This window comes from Bifidobacterium asteroides (assembly GCF_019469425.1).
Taxonomy (GTDB): Bacteria; Actinomycetota; Actinomycetes; order Actinomycetales; family Bifidobacteriaceae; genus Bombiscardovia; species Bombiscardovia asteroides_I.
In genome coordinates this window covers 913,868-930,108 of the sequence record NZ_CP048272.1, presented here as the reverse complement: position 1 = coordinate 930,108, position 16,241 = coordinate 913,868, and the positions used below count along the sequence as shown (strand labels likewise).

The 16,241-nt window shown below is 62.5% G+C and carries 9 protein-coding genes, 1 other RNA gene and 4 pseudogenes; 4 read left to right on the top strand and 10 right to left on the bottom strand.

Annotation, left to right across the window (positions count from 1 at the left end; all coding sequences use genetic code 11):
- Positions 1 to 2: 2 nt before the first annotated feature.
- From GYM67_RS03565 to GYM67_RS03555, 3 genes are all read right to left on the bottom strand, one after another.
- The gene (locus GYM67_RS03565; RefSeq protein WP_220237154.1) at positions 3 to 2,360 is read right to left on the bottom strand and encodes a DNA gyrase/topoisomerase IV subunit B; all 2,358 of its coding nucleotides are present in this window, start codon (positions 2,358 to 2,360) and stop codon (positions 3 to 5) included.
- A gap of 131 nt (positions 2,361 to 2,491) precedes the next feature.
- Positions 2,492 to 3,913, bottom strand: coding sequence for an RNA polymerase sigma factor (locus GYM67_RS03560; RefSeq protein ID WP_258561566.1), 1,422 nt, complete (start codon positions 3,911 to 3,913; stop codon positions 2,492 to 2,494).
- Positions 3,914 to 4,026: 113 nt separating this feature from the next.
- Positions 4,027 to 4,632, bottom strand: a complete 606-nt coding sequence (locus tag GYM67_RS03555) for a hypothetical protein (RefSeq protein WP_220237152.1) — start codon at positions 4,630 to 4,632, stop codon at positions 4,027 to 4,029.
- A 176-nt stretch (positions 4,633 to 4,808) separates the two neighbouring features.
- Here GYM67_RS03555 and GYM67_RS03550 point away from each other — a divergent pair, with 176 nt between their 5' ends.
- Both GYM67_RS03550 and GYM67_RS03545 read left to right on the top strand, forming a co-directional pair.
- Positions 4,809 to 6,044, top strand: a complete 1,236-nt coding sequence (locus GYM67_RS03550; RefSeq protein ID WP_220237151.1) for a polyprenyl synthetase family protein — start codon at positions 4,809 to 4,811, stop codon at positions 6,042 to 6,044.
- Positions 6,037 to 8,241, top strand: coding sequence for a Stk1 family PASTA domain-containing Ser/Thr kinase (locus GYM67_RS03545; protein WP_220237150.1), 2,205 nt, complete (start codon positions 6,037 to 6,039; stop codon positions 8,239 to 8,241). Before GYM67_RS03550 ends, GYM67_RS03545 begins: the two co-directional genes overlap by 8 nt.
- 24 nt (positions 8,242 to 8,265) lie before the next feature.
- Here GYM67_RS03545 and GYM67_RS03540 read toward each other — a convergent pair whose 3' ends face one another.
- Entirely contained in the window at positions 8,266 to 8,955 is a 690-nt protein-coding gene (locus GYM67_RS03540) for a lysophospholipid acyltransferase family protein (protein ID WP_220237149.1), read from the bottom strand.
- A gap of 48 nt (positions 8,956 to 9,003) precedes the next feature.
- On the opposite strand from GYM67_RS03540, the gene GYM67_RS03535 reads away from it, so the two are divergent.
- Positions 9,004 to 9,549, top strand: a complete 546-nt coding sequence (locus GYM67_RS03535) for a hypothetical protein (RefSeq protein ID WP_220237148.1) — start codon at positions 9,004 to 9,006, stop codon at positions 9,547 to 9,549.
- Positions 9,550 to 9,581: 32 nt separating this feature from the next.
- On the opposite strand, the gene trpD is transcribed toward GYM67_RS03535, so the two are convergent.
- The 5 genes and pseudogenes from trpD to hpf form a co-directional block, all read right to left on the bottom strand.
- On the bottom strand, positions 9,582 to 10,682 hold the full coding sequence (gene trpD / locus GYM67_RS03530) for an anthranilate phosphoribosyltransferase (protein WP_220237147.1): 1,101 nt from the start codon (positions 10,680 to 10,682) through the stop codon (positions 9,582 to 9,584).
- Positions 10,683 to 10,906: 224 nt separating this feature from the next.
- A pseudogene (locus tag GYM67_RS09385) lies at positions 10,907 to 11,092 on the bottom strand (SEC-C metal-binding domain-containing protein); the annotation flags it as partial.
- Between the two features lie 218 nt (positions 11,093 to 11,310).
- Positions 11,311 to 13,819: pseudogene (gene secA / locus GYM67_RS03525) on the bottom strand (preprotein translocase subunit SecA); the annotation flags it as partial.
- Positions 13,820 to 14,046: 227 nt separating this feature from the next.
- Positions 14,047 to 14,322 (bottom strand): annotated as a pseudogene (locus GYM67_RS09380) (sigma 54 modulation/S30EA ribosomal C-terminal domain-containing protein); the annotation flags it as partial.
- Positions 14,323 to 14,402: 80 nt separating this feature from the next.
- Positions 14,403 to 14,721: pseudogene (hpf, locus tag GYM67_RS09375) on the bottom strand (ribosome hibernation-promoting factor, HPF/YfiA family); the annotation flags it as partial.
- Positions 14,722 to 14,897: 176 nt separating this feature from the next.
- Here hpf and rnpB point away from each other — a divergent pair.
- An RNA gene (gene rnpB, locus GYM67_RS03515) (RNase P RNA component class A) lies at positions 14,898 to 15,274 on the top strand.
- A 6-nt stretch (positions 15,275 to 15,280) separates the two neighbouring features.
- Here rnpB and GYM67_RS03510 read toward each other — a convergent pair.
- The gene (locus GYM67_RS03510) at positions 15,281 to 16,237 is read right to left on the bottom strand and encodes a regulatory protein RecX (protein ID WP_220237144.1); all 957 of its coding nucleotides are present in this window, start codon (positions 16,235 to 16,237) and stop codon (positions 15,281 to 15,283) included.
- Positions 16,238 to 16,241: the final 4 nt, after the last annotated feature.

Here is a 16,241-nt window from a genome sequence, read left to right as displayed (position 1 = left end):
GATCAGGTGTCGATCTTGCTCCGGTCGAAGTCGTCGGCATTGTCCACGATGAACTGCTTGCGGGGCGGCACGTCGTCGCCCATGAGCAGGGGGAAGATGCCCGCGGCCTGAGCGGCATCCTCCATACGGATACGACGCAGCATGCGGGTCCTGGGATCCATGGTGGTGTCGGCCAGCTGGTCGGCATCCATCTCGCCCAGACCCTTGTATCGCTGCACATCGGGATTGTAGTCGATGTGCTTGGCCTGCAGGTCGACCAGCTTGCCCTCCAGCTCATCGTCCGAATAGGTGTAGATGAATTTCCCCTTGTTCTTGCCCGCCAAGGCGATTCGATGCAGGGGCGGCACGGCGGCGTAAACCCGCCCGCTCTCGATCAGGGGACGCATGTATCGGTAGAAGAGGGTTAGCAGCAGGATGCGGATGTGGGCGCCGTCCACGTCGGCGTCGGTCATCATGATGACCTTGTTGTAGCGGGCCTGATCGATGTCGAAGCTGGCTCCCGAGCCGGCTCCGACCACCTGGATGATGGAGGCGCACTCCTTGTTGGTCAGCATCTGGGACAGGGAGGCCTTCTGCACGTTGAGAATCTTGCCGCGGATGGGCAACAGGGCCTGGAACATGGAGTTTCGTGCGGCCTTGGCCGTGCCCAAGGCGGAGTCGCCCTCGACGATGAACAGCTCGGCGATGTCGTCGTTGCCGGGCATGGAATCCGAGAGCTTGGAGGGCATGGAGGCCGATTCCAGGGCATTCTTGCGCCTGGTGACCTCCTTGGTCTTCCGGGCCTGGACGCGTGCGTGCATCTCGCCGACGATCTTCTCCAGAACCTGGCCGGACTGCTCCTTGAAGCCGCGCTTGGAACCGCTGATCATCTGGCCGAACTGGTCGTCGGTCATCCGGGTGACGATGGGTTTGACCTGGGCCGTGCCCAGCACGTCCTTGGTCTGGCCCTGGAACTGCGGCTCGGCGATGCGCACGGTGACTACAGCCACCAGCCCGGCAAGGACGTCGTCGCGCTCCACCTTGGTGTGGGAGTCCTTGAGGTTGACCTTGAGGCGGCGTGCGTTGGCCTCCACAGCCTTGCGCACCTGGCGGGTCATGGCGTTCATGAACCCGTCCACATGCATGCCTCCGCCGGGCGTCTCCACCACATTGACGAAGCTGCGGACAACTGAATCATAGTCATTGACCCAGCGCAGGGCGATATCCACCCCGCAGACACGTTCCACCTGCTCAGCGTGCAGCTCGCCGTCCGAGCCCACCCGCTGGGTCTCCTCCTGGTAGGTGTCCTGGCCGCTGATCCGCCAGATGTCGCTGACAGGTTCACCCTTGGACAGGAAGTCGACGAAGTCGGTCACCCCGCCAGTGTGCAGGAACTCCTCCACACGCTGATGGCCGGTCTCGTCCTCCGGCTGCAGCATGGCCCGGTCAGCCCGCTCAGTGGCCGAAAGGTCGGCATCATCCGCTCGCTGGTGCTCGGCACGTTCGTCTTCAGCATTGTTTTCAGGGGGTTCGCCGCTATTGGACAATCCGCGAAGGTTTCCCTGATCCTCCTGAACGTCCTGATCTCCCGGCTTCGCAGCAGGCTCGCCGTCAACCTCCAGGCGCAGGTCCTGATCGGCGCTCCCTGTAGCAGGGATTCGGTCGTCGATCACAGTGATCTTGAGGCCGGGCACCAGGAAGCTGGTCTGGCGCACCCGGTCGATCAGCTGGGCGTAGCTGAACCGGGCCGTTGGGTTGAAGATTTCCGGGTCGGCCCAGTAGCGCACCCTGGTGCCGGTCCGCGACTTGGGCACGCTGCCCACCACCTCCAGGGTCGTAGGCCTGTTCTTCCTGGTGCGCTTGAAGGGCGAGTCAGGCGAGGGATGCTCCGGATCCGGGTCCTGGTAGGCGCCGGGATGGCCCTGGTGGAAGCGCATCCGGTGGGTCTTGCCGTCCCTGTCCACCTCCACGTCCAGTCGGGAGCTCAGAGCATTGACCACCGAAGAGCCCACGCCGTGCAGGCCACCCACAGCCGTATAGGAGGAGTTGCCGAACTTGGCGCCGGCGTGAAGCTTGGTCAGGACCACCTCCACGCCGGTCAGACCGGTTCGAGGTTCAATGTCGACAGGGATGCCTCGGCCGTTGTCGTCCACCTCGATGGAGCCGTCCTTGTGCAGGATGACCTTGATGTGGTCGCACTGACCGGCCAGAGCCTCGTCCACGGCGTTGTCGATGATCTCCCAAAGGCAGTGCATAAGCCCCTGGCTGTCTGTGGTCCCGATGTACATGCCTGGACGCTTACGCACTGCGTCCAAGCCATCCAGGACTGTCAGACTGCCGGCACCATAGGTCTTTCCCTTATCAGGCTTTTTAGCCACCATTTACCTCGCCGTTCACCTCGTAGCGCCCAGGGAAGACACAGATCCTCACATGGGCGGTCGCTTACGCACCGATGACCATTTCTAGCAAGAAGGCCTCGACAGCATTAGGACCTCCCCGCCGGGCGCAGAGGTCACTGATCCAGGAAGTCCCGCAGGGTCTGCGAGCGCGAAGGGTGCCGCAGCTTGGACATGGTCTTGGACTCGATCTGGCGGATGCGCTCACGGGTCACCCCGTATACGCGGCCGATGTCGTCCAGGGTCTTAGGCTGCCCATCCTCCAGGCCATAGCGCATCTTGATGACGCCGGCCTCGCGGGGACTCAGGGTCTCAAGCACCTGCTGGAACTGCTCCTGCAGCAGGGAGAAGGCCACGGCATCCGAGGGGGCGATGGCATCGGTGTCCTCGATCAGATCGCCAAACTCCGAGTCGCCGTCCTCGCCCAGAGGGGTGTGCAGGGAGATGGGCTCGCGCCCGTACTTCTGGACCTCCTGGACCTTCTCGACGGGCATATCCAGCTCCCGAGCAAGCTCGTCGGGGGTGGGCTCGCGGCCCAGGTCCTGCAGCATTTGCCGCTGGACGCGTGAAAGCTTGTTGATGACCTCAACCATGTGGACGGGCACACGGATGGTGCGAGCCTGGTCGGCCATGGCGCGGGTGATGGCCTGGCGGATCCACCAGGTGGCGTAGGTGGAGAACTTGTAGCCCTTGGTGTAGTCGAACTTCTCCACAGCGCGGATCAGACCCAGGTTGCCTTCCTGAATCAGATCCAGAAAGAGCATGCCTCTGCCCGTGTAGCGCTTGGCCAATGAGACCACCAGTCGCAGGTTGGCCTCCAGCAGATGGTCCTTGGCCTTCTTCCCGTCGTTGGCGGCCCACTTGAGCTCGCGGCGACGCTTGAAGTCCAAGCCCTCGCCCTCGGTGTCCAACAGATGCTGGGCATAGAGGCCGGCCTCGATACGCTCGGAGAGATCAACCTCCTGCTCAGCGTTCAGCAGGCTGACGCGGCCGATCTGCTTGAGGTAGTCCTTGACGGGATCGGCAGTGGCGCCGGCAGTGACAACACGACGCTTGGGATTGCCTGAGGGGGTGACATTCTCATCGTCATCGGAATCGTCGACGACGAAAGCGCCCTTGACCTTGGCGGCGAGGGCATGAGCGGCCTTGCGGTCCTCCTCGGCCTCATCCTCGATCTGGGAGATCTCGTCCTCCTCCTGATCGTCCTCGTCGGGCTCGTCCTCCAGCTGATCCTCGCTCTTGTCCAGCCGATCGTCGTCCTCCTGATCCTCGAGCAGGTCCTCGTCGGTCTCCTGCTTCTCCGGCTGCAGGGTCGGCTCCTCTTCGACCTTCTTCGTGTTCTTGGAGGCCGGACGGCGGTTCGTCTTGACCGTCGAAGTGCTGGCAGCGGCGGTCTTGCGGGACGAGGTCTTGCGGGACGCCTTGCTGCTGGTCTTGGATCTGGTGGCGGTCTTGGTCTTGCCGGCGGTTGAACTGGTCCGGCCCTTTCCGGTATCCACTGCGGCTGTCTTGGCTGACTTGGTGTCCTTCGTGGCCAAATTCTCCTCCTGGATCATCCCACCCGCCGACACTGCTTTTAAGGCACAGCTATGGCAAGGTCAAATCGTAGACTCACTAAGTGAACCACCCCAGGGGGACGATTATTCCCGATTCAGCCCGATTGCCTCCAAGCAGGGTCGATGCCACGGCCGATCAGTGCCAGGACGATGGCTGCCAGACTACAGGAACGGTCGTCGTCCAAGGCTCCTTCGGCAAGCCCGGATGTCCGGAATCCCCCATTCCACCAGTCGACATAGGCCGCAACCGCCAGGGGCTGAGCACGGAACCCCGCCGGAACCTTGTCTGCCATGGCTTCAAGCATGGCCAGCCCAGCATGGCAACGTCGGCTGTCCGGCCGTGTCGCAGGATCCTTGAAGACTGCATCCAGAATGCTGCAGAGCACTGTCACGTTGGACGCATCGTTGGGACGCACGCACAGGTCCAGCAGCCGATCAGCGTCCAGACCAGGCTCAGGCGCCAAAATGGACAGGATAAGCCCGTCGCGTATGGCCAGTGTCTCCTTGATGGCCACGGCCAGACGTTCCGTAGAGTCGGACTCCAAAAGCGGGCGCGCCTGCTGCCCCTTCAAGCCTGCAGTCCAGTCGGCCAAGGGTTGCTGGAGCCATCGCCTGTCAGCCTCCTCCACACCCCATCGTCGTCGACGCTCTCGATAGTTCTCCGCTAGTTTTGTCATGTCGTCTTCGTGCGAATCCTTCATGCCGTCATCGCCTCCCATCCGCTCCCGGTCTGTAGTCCGGGGAGCCTTGGCACCATCCTGAACCAGTTGGAACCGTTAGGAGGGCCGCAACCAGGCATGTGGTCGAGTGAGGTCATCCATCCACCATGGTCCTTGCAGCCTGCCCGCTGGGCAGATATGCGGATAGGCTCTAAGGCATGAAGAGCGTGACTGCAGCACGGATCGAACAGCGCATGGAGGAACTGCTCCAGAGCCATTGCGACCACCTGATTGCTCCAAAGTCCGGATCGGACCATCCCCTGGACCAGGACCCCTCTCAGGAGGCCTTGCATGAGGTCATCCTCCAGGCAATAGAGGCCGGCCGCGGAGGCAAACGACTGCGCGCCCTGCTGCTCTGCGACGTCTGGCAAGCTCTGGAGTCCGTGCCGAATCCGGACCGCGCACAGGCCGTAGTTGATCTTGCCTGCGCCTTGGAGGTCTACCAGACCAGCGCTCTGGTCCACGACGATATCATCGACGACTCCCCTCGTCGTCGGGGCCACCCTGCCGCCCATCTGACCCTGAGCCGGTCGGCCGCCGGATACGATTCGAGCGACCGGCCCCCTGCAGGCCCCGATGCCCGCGGCACCGGCCTGGGCATCCTTCTTGGCGACCTGTTGGCATCGCTGAGCACGAATATGGCCCTCCAGGCGGCCGCCGACCTGCCTCAGGGACCGGCCATAGGCAGAGCTTTTCAAACCATGCAGACGGCTGTGGTCACCGGCCAGGTCCTAGACATGGGCATGGAAGAGGCCCGCCTTGACGATCCGGTCCGCCTGCGCTGCCAGGCCCTGCGCACCATGGCGTGGAAGACCGCCTCCTACACCACCTTGGCTCCGCTGGCTCTGGGGCTGCTAGCTGCCGGGGCGGACCTCGAGGGGCATAAAGAATCGGTGCGCGCCCTGGGCCTTGATCTGGGGCTGGCCTTCCAACTAACGGACGATCTGCTGGATGTGACAGGCGACGACCGCCACACCGGCAAACCTGTGGGTGGCGATATCCGTGAGGGCAAGCGGACCGTCCTCGTGGCCGACACCTTGGCCATGGCCGATTCCGATCAGGCCAAGGAGGTTCGCCGACTCTACGATTCCCCAACCGAACGCCGCAAGGATGCCCAGGTGAATATGGTCCGCGACCTGATGCAGTCCTGCGGTGCCATAGAGGCCAGCCGGCGTCGTATGGCTGACCTGTCCGCCCGAGCCCAGACCCGAGCCCAGACCCTGGCCGATGATCTGCATCTGTCGGCAGAGGGCCGAACCATCTTCCTGAATGCCTGCCGACGCTTTCTGCCGCTTGCCGCCACCGCCGGGTATCATGAACGTGTATCTTCCATCGATGCCGAGGCCGGTCAGGCCTCCGAGGTGCAGAGGGCCGGACAAGACGAGCATGAGTGAAGCGGACGAGAGGACCAGCGACCGGATCATCGACGGGCGCTACCGCATTCTGCGCGAGATTGCGCAAGGTGGCATGGCCACGGTCTACGAGGCCCTGGATCAACGGCTGTCCAGACATGTGGCGGTCAAGATCATGCACACCATGCTGGCCCAGGGGCCGCACAGGGCCCAGTTCGAGGAGCGCTTCCGCCGCGAGGCCAGATCGGCAGCAGCCATCGCCAACCCCCACATCGTCCAGGTCTACGATACCGGCGTCGATGAAGGGCTGGACTACCTGGTCATGGAGTATGTCCACGGAATAAGCCTGCGGCGGGATATGGCCCGTCAGGGCGTCTATCCCCTGAAAGAAACCCTGCGCATTGTGGGTGAAATATTGGACGGCCTGGCCTCCGCCCACCGAGCTGGCGTCATCCACCGCGACATCAAGCCGGAAAACATCCTCATCAACGACCGCGGCCACGTGGAGATCACCGACTTCGGCCTGGCCCGCGCCGCCGCCCAGGCTACCCTGTCTTCGACGGGCATGCTCATGGGCACAGCCGCCTACCTGGCCCCCGAAACCATCGAGAACAATGAGGCCTCCCCCCAGAGCGACCTCTATGCCGTGGGCATCATCGCCTACGAGATGCTGACTGGCACGGTCCCCTTCGCCAGCGACAACCCGGTGACTATAGTTTTCAAGCACGTCCACGAGGACGTCCCCTCCCTGGCCAGGGTCTGCCCCGGAATCGACCCGTCCGTGGCCGCCCTGGTCTCCGGACTGACCGACCGCTCCCCCGAAAATCGGCCGGATGACGCAGGCAAGGCCTTGGAGAGCCTGAGGAAGGTGGTCAGGGGGCTGGACCGGCAGACCATGGATTATGTACTGCCTGCAGCAGCCAGCGGACAGACCGAATCCGCCATCGACGAAACGGCCGGGCACGACACTGAGATGGACGGATCGTCAATGCAGACGGCGACAGCACCCAACGACGGTTCTGAGGCTGCAGCAACCGGCCCGGAGAATTCGGACACGGTCCTGGCTGTGCCCGCCCCGCCAGAAACCGATGCGGGCACAGAGACAAGACGCTATCGACTCAACGACGTGGACACCCCCTCCCGGGCCGAAACCACAACCGTCCTGCAGCCTCAAGACCCGGCAACATCCCCCGCTGGCGCAAACGTCGTCCCGGCTTCTGTCCAGACCATGCAGCAAGGTCCCGAAACGGCCAAGCCCAAGCATCAGCATCGCGGATTGATCGTCGTGCTGGTGATTCTGCTGGTGCTGGCCCTGGCAGGAGCCAGCGGCGGCGCCTGGTGGTACTACCTGGGCCCAGGCAGCTATGTCGCCCTGCCCAAGCCGGATGACATCCCCTGCTCCGAAAATCAGGAGTGCAAGGTCGTCGGCGCCGACTACGCCAAGTATGCCCGCACGCTCAAGGTCTCAGGCATCAATGTCTACACCGACTACGACTTCAGCGACCAAGTGCCCAAAGGGGCCATCATGGCTGCGGAACCCGATACCGTCGGAACCCATATCAGCAAGCGGGGCGGCAGCCTCAACCTGACCGTCTCCAAGGGGATTCGCCAGGCCACAGTGCCCAAGGACATCCTCATGCCGGACACCTCCGACGGCAAGGACCCCATTCAAGCCCTGAAGGCGGCTGGGTTCGACAAGATCGACCATGACTCCTCCAAGGACCAGTACTCCATGGATATACCCGAGGGAGGCGCGATTTCAGTGCAGCCAGCCCCGGGGACCAAGACCCGGCACGACACCAAGGTCAGCCTGGTCCTGTCCAAGGGTCGGATGCCCGTGGCTATGCCCGACATCATCGGCAAGGCCAGGGACGATGCCAAGGCGGCCCTGGAAGCCCTCCGGCTCAAGGTCAATTACAGCGAGGACTGGTCAGACACGGTGCCCCGCAACCAGGTGATCTCCGCCTCTCATCAGGCCCAGGAGCAGCTTCACTGGGGCGATGCGGTCAACGTGGTGATTTCCAAGGGGCCGCAATTCATCAGTATGCCCGACGTGAAAGGCAAGAGCCAGGACGAGGCCACCCAAATCCTGCAGGGATACGGACTCAAGGTCAACATCTCCGCGCCGCTGGGCAATCTGACCCACACGGTGCGGATCCAGGACCCCAGCCCCGGCACTCAGATCAAGGTGGTCAATGATGACGGCTCGCCGGCTGTCGTGACCTTGACCATGGTCTGACTGCCTAATCTCTGCAGTCAGTCGTCAGCCCAGTTCTTCCTTGCTCTCATGCGCCTTGATGACCTGGGCGTACACGTCCACGTAGCGCTGCCCGCTCATCTCCTGAATCTCCTGCATGATCCTGTCGGTCAGGTTGCGGATCTCCTCGTGAGTGAGGCTGTTGACCGGCACGTAGGGCACGGTGATGGGCTTGCCGAAGATAACCTTGGTCCTGCCCTTATGCGGAAGCACATGGCCGGGCTCCTGAAGCTGCCGGGTACCAATGATGGCGGTGGGAACCACTGTCGTTCCGGTCTCGAAAGCCAGCCGCGCAGCCCCGGTGTGCCCCCGGTAGAGCCTGCCGTCAGGGCTGCGAGTGCCCTCTGGATGGATGCCGAAGATGTGCCCATGTTCAAGGATAGAGCGCGCCGTTTCCATGGCTCCCAGCGACTTGGAGCCGCCCGACCTGTCCACGGGGAAGACTCCGACTGAGCTGAACCACCACTTCTTGAACTTGCCCTTTATCCCCTTGCCGCTGAAGTACTCGGCCTTGCCCATGAAGTGGATCATCCGCGGGCAGGTGATGGGCAGGAGGGCATCGTCAATGACGGCCAGATGGTTGGAGGCGATGATGGCAGCCCCCTGCTTGGGAATGTTCCCCGTGCCTTCAACGGTCGGTTTGAACCAGGTACGCGCCAACGGACCGAGCAGTTTGACGAAGAACCAGTACAGCACAGAGACTCCTTGGTAGCGAATGCATTCGGCCGAGGTTACGATGGTTCTATGACCGAGCACAAGGATAACGACGCCGGAAAACAGTATAACAGCGAGGCAGGAACCGGGTCCTCGCAGGTGGACGAGGAATGGGCGGACTTCCTGAATTCGCACGCTGACCAGCTGGGTTCCCTGGAATCGTCCAGGACGGCCAAGGAATTCGAAAAGAAGGCACGAAAATCCGAGAAGAAGGCGGCGCTGAAGGCCGAGGACTTAAAACGCGACTCCTTCGTCGGCGGCTCCGGACCGCGCGATTTTCAAGGCAGGAGCTGGCTGGACACCGACGAGGTCATGGACCAGTCGTCGAACTTTGTGCCTCCCAACCCTGACCTGAGCGACCTGGGCAGAAGGCGTGCGTCCTTCATGATCATGACGGTGCTGGGCCTGGTCTGCTTCTTTCTTACCATCTTCATCCCCCGCTGGTCCGGCTTGACCGGACTGCTGGCGGGCCTGCTCCTGTTGATAGGCATCGCGGGACTGATCATCGACCGGAAGAATTTCCGCGATTCCTCAAGCGGACTCTTCGATGACGACGAACGACACTACCGGCGATGATGCTGTGAACAGCCATATATAAGCAACCGAACTTAAACCAAGACCGGACGGTGCGTCCGTTCCTCTTGCTGGCAGCGGGACTGCGCTTCTTGGGCTCCGTGAATCCAGGCCGTCAGCAGGTCGGCAGCCCGGCCCTGGTCCACAACCTCGGTGGCCAGTTGGTAGGCCTGGGCAAACCGGACGCTCAAATCGGCCTCGGGACCGGCATCGATCTGCGTGCCGTCGGCCACGATGGCCGACGCCGCATTGAGCAGAGCAGTGGAACGGGAGGGCACCGGCTTTCCAGCCAGGAAGTCCCTGACCACGCTGGCGTTGAAGGCGGGATCACCACCGCGCAGGTCATCCAAATCCACCGGGTCAAGGCCCAGTTCACGGGTCGGGTCGAAGGACCGCTCCTCCACCTTGCCCTGGTGGATCTCCCAAATGGAGACCGGACCGGTCGGGGCCATCTCGTCAAGGCCCTCGACTGAGGTGTAGACCATGCCCTCTTGACCGCGTGAAGCGAAAACCTGGGCCATCATGGAGCTCAGCTGGCGCTGGGCGCATCCGATGGCCACATAGCGCGGGTTGACCGGGTTGGTCAGGGGTCCCAGCAGGTTGAAGACGGTCAGGATGCCCAGCGACGAGCGGACAGGCCCGGCAAAACGCATGGCAGGGTGGAAGGTCTTGGCGAAGACGAAGGTTATGCCGTAGCGGTCAGCCATGGCAGCCACCTCCCGGGGCGGCAGGTCCAGAGGAAGGCCCAGCTGCTCCAGACAGTCGGCGGTGCCGCTCTTGCTGGATGCGGCCCGGTTGCCGTGCTTGACGATTCTGACCCCTGCTGCGGCAGCCACGATGGCACCCATGGTTGACAGGTTCACCGTCGCTGCCCCGTCGCCGCCGGTACCGACGATGTCGGTCACATCACCCCTGACCTTCAGCGGCACCGCATGGCCCACCATGGCTTTGGCAGCCCCTTCGACCTCCGGGCTGGTCAACCCCAGGGCGGACTGCATGGACAGGACAGCGCCCACCTGCACCGGGTCGGCATTCCCGTCCATCAGGTCGTTCATGCACCACTCGGCCTCATCCGCGCTCAGGTGTCGACCGGACACCAAGGAGTTCAGGACGGATTTCCAGCTGAGTGGCCGCATGGTGACTCTTTTCCTTTGAAGAAGCAGGGCTGGATGCCCCGCTGTTTGCCCTAGGTTTACTGCCCTGCCCCTCCCTTGCACAAGGCCATCCCGTATTCTGGTCACTTTGCTACCAATATATGGAAACGGCCACCGCCCTTGTGAGCGATGGCCGTCGTCAGATCAGCACCCTAAATGAATCGGCAACCCTATCTGCAGAAGCGGCTAATGATTATGCGTGCCTGTCATTTCTTCTCGTTCTGGCCATGGCACATCTTGTACTTGCGTCCAGAGCCGCAGGGGCAGGGGGCGTTGCGGGGCGTGCCCGGGAATGTGCGGCCATCAGACCAAGGCGAGCGATCCTCTACAGCCTTGGGTCTCTTGTTGGCAGGAACTTTGCCCTCGGCATGGCTGATGGGGGCAGGCCCGACCGGGGCCGGAGCGCCAGCGTCAGCGGCATCCTCCTCGGAATCCTCCTGGATGCTGCCAGCCGGAGCACCCTCGTCGTGCTCCTCGACAGTCTCGTCGATGTCGGTGGTCTCGTCCTCGGTGTCAGGCTCTTCAGGCGCCTGATAGTTGACCGGCCCGGACTGGCCCTCCTCGTTCTCCTTATGCTCCTCGCGGGCACGCCGCTCGTTCTCCTGGCTGGCCGCGATCTGCTTGAGGTCCACGTTGAAGAGCAGCTGTACGGTCTGTTCCTTGATGGCGTCGATCATGGAGTTGTACATCTGATAGCCCTCGCGCTGGTACTCGACCAGGGGGTCGCGCTGGCCCATGCCGCGCAGGCCGATGCCGTCCTTCAGGTAGTCCATCTCGTAGAGGTGCTCACGCCACTTGCTGTCCAGAACCGAGAGGACCACCTGACGCTCCAGCTGTCTGGAGCCCTTCTCGCCCAGCTCATCCTCACGCTCCTGGTAAATGGAATCGGCATCCTCCACCAGCTTGTCTGCCAGAGCCTTGACGGCCTTGTCGCCCTTCAGGCCCTCCAGAGAGTCCATGGTCTCATCCTGGTCAAGACTGACTGGGTAGACGGAGGCCAGTGCCTTCCAGAGCTCATCAGCATTCCAGTCCTCAGGCTTGTCCGAGCCCTTCTGCGCGCCCCGGATGTATGAGGCGATGGTCTCGCTGATGAAGCGGAGAATGTCCTTGTGGATGTCCTCGCCCTTGAGCACCGCCTGACGCTCGCCGTAGATGACCTGACGCTGTTTGTTCATCACGTCGTCGTACTTCAACACATTCTTGCGGATCTCATAGTTGCGGGATTCGACGGACTTCTGTGCGTTGCGCACGCCTTTGGTGACGGTCTTGGACTCGATAGGCTCCCCCTCCGGCATGCTCTTGGAGGACATCATTCGAGCCACCAGCTGAGAGTTGAACAGGCGCATCAAGTCGTCTTCCAGGCTTAGGTAGAACCTGGACTCGCCGGGATCGCCCTGGCGGCCTGAACGGCCGCGCAGCTGGTTGTCGATACGGCGGGACTCGTGCCGCTCGGTGCCCAGTACGTACAGACCTCCCAGCTTGACGACCTCCTCATGCTCGTCCTTGACCTGCTCCTTGACGGAGTCCAGCATCTCGGGCCAGCGCTTTTCATACTCTTCAGGGGTGTCTTCGGAGGAGTAACCCTGCTCCTTGAGCTTCTGATCGGCAAGGAACTCCACATTCCCGCCCAGCATGATATCGGTGCCACGTCCTGCCATGTTGGTGGCCACGGTCACAGCCCCCTTGCGCCCTGCCACGGCCACGACCGCAGCCTCGCGCGCATGTTGCTTGGCGTTGAGGACCTGGTGGTCGATGCCGGCCACGTCCAGCAGGGAGGAGACCACTTCGGAGGACTCCACCGAGGCGGTGCCCAGCAAGATGGGCTGGCCCTTGGTATGCCGCTTGGCCACATCGCGGACGATGGCGGTCAGCTTCTCCTTCTTGGTGCGGTAGATCAGGTCCGGCTGATCCTTGCGGATCATGGGCTTGTTGGTGGGGATGGGCAGCACGCCCAGCTTGTAGGTGTTCATGAACTCGGCGGCCTCGGTCTCGGCCGTTCCGGTCATGCCCGCCAGCTTGTCATACATGCGGAAATAGTTCTGCAGGGTGATGGTGGCAAAGGTCTGGTTCTCTGCCTTGACCTCCACGCCCTCCTTGGCCTCGATGGCCTGGTGGAGGCCCTCGTTGTAGCGACGGCCCTTGAGCAGGCGGCCCGTGTGCTCGTCCACAATCAGGACCTCGCCGTTCTGGACTACGTAGTCGCGGTCGCGCAGGAAGAGCTCCTTGGCCTTGATAGCGTTGTTCAGGTACCCGATCAGGGCGGTATTGGCGGGCTCGTAGAGGTTGTCGATGCCCAGGTAATCCTCCACCTTGGTGATGCCGGGGTCCAGGATGCCGACGACCTTCTTCTTCTCGTCGACCTCGTAGTCCTCATCCCTGGTGAGCTTGGGGACCAGCTTGGCGAACTGCCGGTACCATCGGGTCACGTCGCCCTCGGCAGGGCCGGAGATGATCAGAGGAGTTCGCGCCTCATCAATCAGGATGGAGTCCACCTCGTCCACGATGGCAAAGTGGTGGCCACGCTGAACCAGCTCGTCCTTGTCCCAAGCCATGTTGTCACGCAGGTAGTCGAAGCCGAATTCGTTGTTAGTGCCGTAGGTGATGTCCGCCTGGTACTGTCTGCGGCGCTCGGCAGGACGCTGGTCGGTGATGATGCAGCCCACGCTCATGCCCAGGAAGCGGAAGATGCGCCCCATGAGCTCACTCTGGTAGGAGGCCAGGTAGTCGTTGACCGTGACCACGTGCACGCCCTTGCCCTCCAGGGCGTTCAGATAGCTGGGCAGGGTGGCCACCAGGGTCTTGCCCTCGCCGGTCTTCATCTCGGCGATATTGCCCCAGTGCAGGGCCGCTCCGCCCATCAGCTGGACATCGAAATGCCGCTGGCCCAAGGTGCGCTTGGAAACCTCGCGAACTGTGGCAAAGGCTTCTGGCATCAGGGAATCGAGGGATTCGCCGTTCTCCAGCCGCTGCTTGAACTTGGGCGTCTGGCCCTTGAGCTCCTCGTCGCTCATGGCCGAGATCTGATCCTCGAAGGCGTTGGTCGCCTTGGCCACCCCCTGAAGCTTGCGAATCTGACGACCCTCGCCCATACGGAGGACCTTGTCCAAGACTGCTACCACGTTGCGCTCCCTACCGTTCTTTTATGGCCTTCGCACACCCTCAGCTGACGTAGGCCTAGACCCTGATCATCTTACGCGAATGCACCGATTTTCTCGAAACCGATGGTTCTGCAAACCCGGCTGTGGCCTTGGCAGCCGGACTTGGCATTGAAGAAGGGCGATTCTCCGGAGGCCAGGCCATCCTGCCGCCGGAAAATCGCCCCACAGTCCAATACCCCTTTTTGCTCTTACTTCTTCCGGCCTACATGCTCAGGCGTATCAATCTCGAAGACGCCGTAGCTCCATCCGTGCCGACGGTAGACCACCGACGGCCGCCGGGTCTCCTTGTTGACGAAGAGGAAGAAGTCATGGCCGATCAGCTCCATCTCGTACAGGGCCTCGTCAATGCTCATTGGCTCGGCGATGTGCAGCTTGCGGCGGATGACGATCGGGGTGTCGCCCACCTGCACTTCGACCGACTGGCCCGGTGCCAGGTCCGATGCCACGGCGCTCTGGGCGCTGTTGTCGGAGTTGGACTCCTGGCCCTGATCGCTCTGATCGCCTGCCTGATCATCCACGGGCAGCTCGGCGGGCAGAGGCGGATGCTCCAGTCCGCGGCGGTGGTCCTTGCGGCGGTCGCGGACCCGGCGCAGACGCTGGGTCAGCTTGTCTAGGGCCATGTCCAGTGCGCTGAACTCGTCGGCGCTGGAAGCCTCGGCGCGGATCACGGTCTTGCCGGCCTGGACCGTGAGCTCCACCCTCTTGGCGCTGTCAGCCTGGCGGGGATTGCCTTCATGCGTCAGAACGACCTGGGTGCGCTGTGCATCGGGGGCGATGGCCGTCACCCTGTTCATCTTGCTGTCCACAACATCGCGGAACCGCTGCTTGATCTGGGTATGTCGACCGGTAATGACGATCTCCATGGGAATCTCCTTGCACTTGTGAGCGGACGAACCGCTGGTGCGATGGCGGACTTGGTCACCATCGACTGTGCTTCCGATTGTATCCGAAGATCAGGGCTGACTCACTGATTGAGCTTGAGGCCAGAGCGGGATCCCGACCCTGGTCCGGTCCTTCAGTTCCGCTATGCTATATCCCCGAGACCTCTCGGATGGCCGCGGCCCCTCCTCCTGGGAAGGGCTGAGGAACTTCCGGGCTCCACAGAGCACGATGGCGGATAACGTCCGCCCAGGGCGACCTGAGAGATAGCGCAACAGAGAACAGACCGCTCGCCTGGTCAAGGCGGGCAAGGGTGAAACGGCGGTGTAAGAGACCACCGGGTCGACGGTAACGCCGACCGCATGGCAAGCCTCATCGGGAGCAAGGCCAAGCAGAAGGCATTCAGGGGTTGCTCGTCCCGCCTTCGGGTAGGCCGCTAGAGCCTGGCGGCAACGTCAGGTCAAGATGGATGGCCATCCGTCGTCCGGATTTTATCCGGACGATGACAGAACCCGGGGTATATGAGAGGTCTCATCTTCCCTCTTACCTTATGGTGCCTTGGCAGCAATCAGCTCCATCGAGAGGATCATCAGAGACGAAAAGCTCCGCTGCCACTTGGGTGAGAAGGCCGGGACTGTGGCCCTTGCGGGATCCAGCACTCCAGAATCGCCGTTTGCGGACCTTGAGATCCAGTCCGGCTGTCTTGCGGGCCACCTTGCGGCCAAGTTCGTAGGCGGAGTCGACGAAGAGTCCCTCACGAGATGCTTGGGCCACTACCTGTGCAGCCAGTCCCGGATCCAAACCCTTACGTGTCATCTCCGAAAGCACTCCCCGCTCCCCCATGGTGCGATGCAAGCAGGAATGCAACAGATCCTGGGCATAAGCCTGGTCATCCACCAGGCGCAGCCTGATCAGCCGGTCAATCACCTGATCGACCACGTTCGTGTCAAACCCCTTATTGACCAGGCGACGGGCCAAAGCTCCGCTGGAACGAGCCGCCGCATCCAGCAGGGTCAGGGCAGCCTCCTGGCAGGCATCTGCATCCTCTGCATCTGCTCGTGGGGCTGCAGGCGCGGAACTTCCGCCAAAGCCGCCAGCACGCGGGCGACGGCCACGACGGCGGGTTCTCCTGTCGGAACCCCGGGCAGAACGGCGGCCAAGGGAATGACGACCTGGCAGGGATCCATCACCCACATCAGCATTGGCAGCATTGTCTATATCTTCCAGACTGCCTCCGAACTGGGCTCCATGCCCCAGACCCAGGGCAGCGGCCTGCACTGGGCGGCCGTCTTCCTTGTAGCTGTCATCCTTCTGGGCAGAATCAAGAGCTGCTCCGATACCTGCTGATCCCGCCGAACCTGCCGGACCAGACAAACCCACAGTGTCTGCCTGCAACCGGTCCGACCGAGAATACTTCGACTCTGTGCTGGAGTCGGTGGAATCCTCGGCCTGCGCCAGACGGACAGGATTTTCCTTGAGGAAGTCCTCGGCCGAGATCATCGCG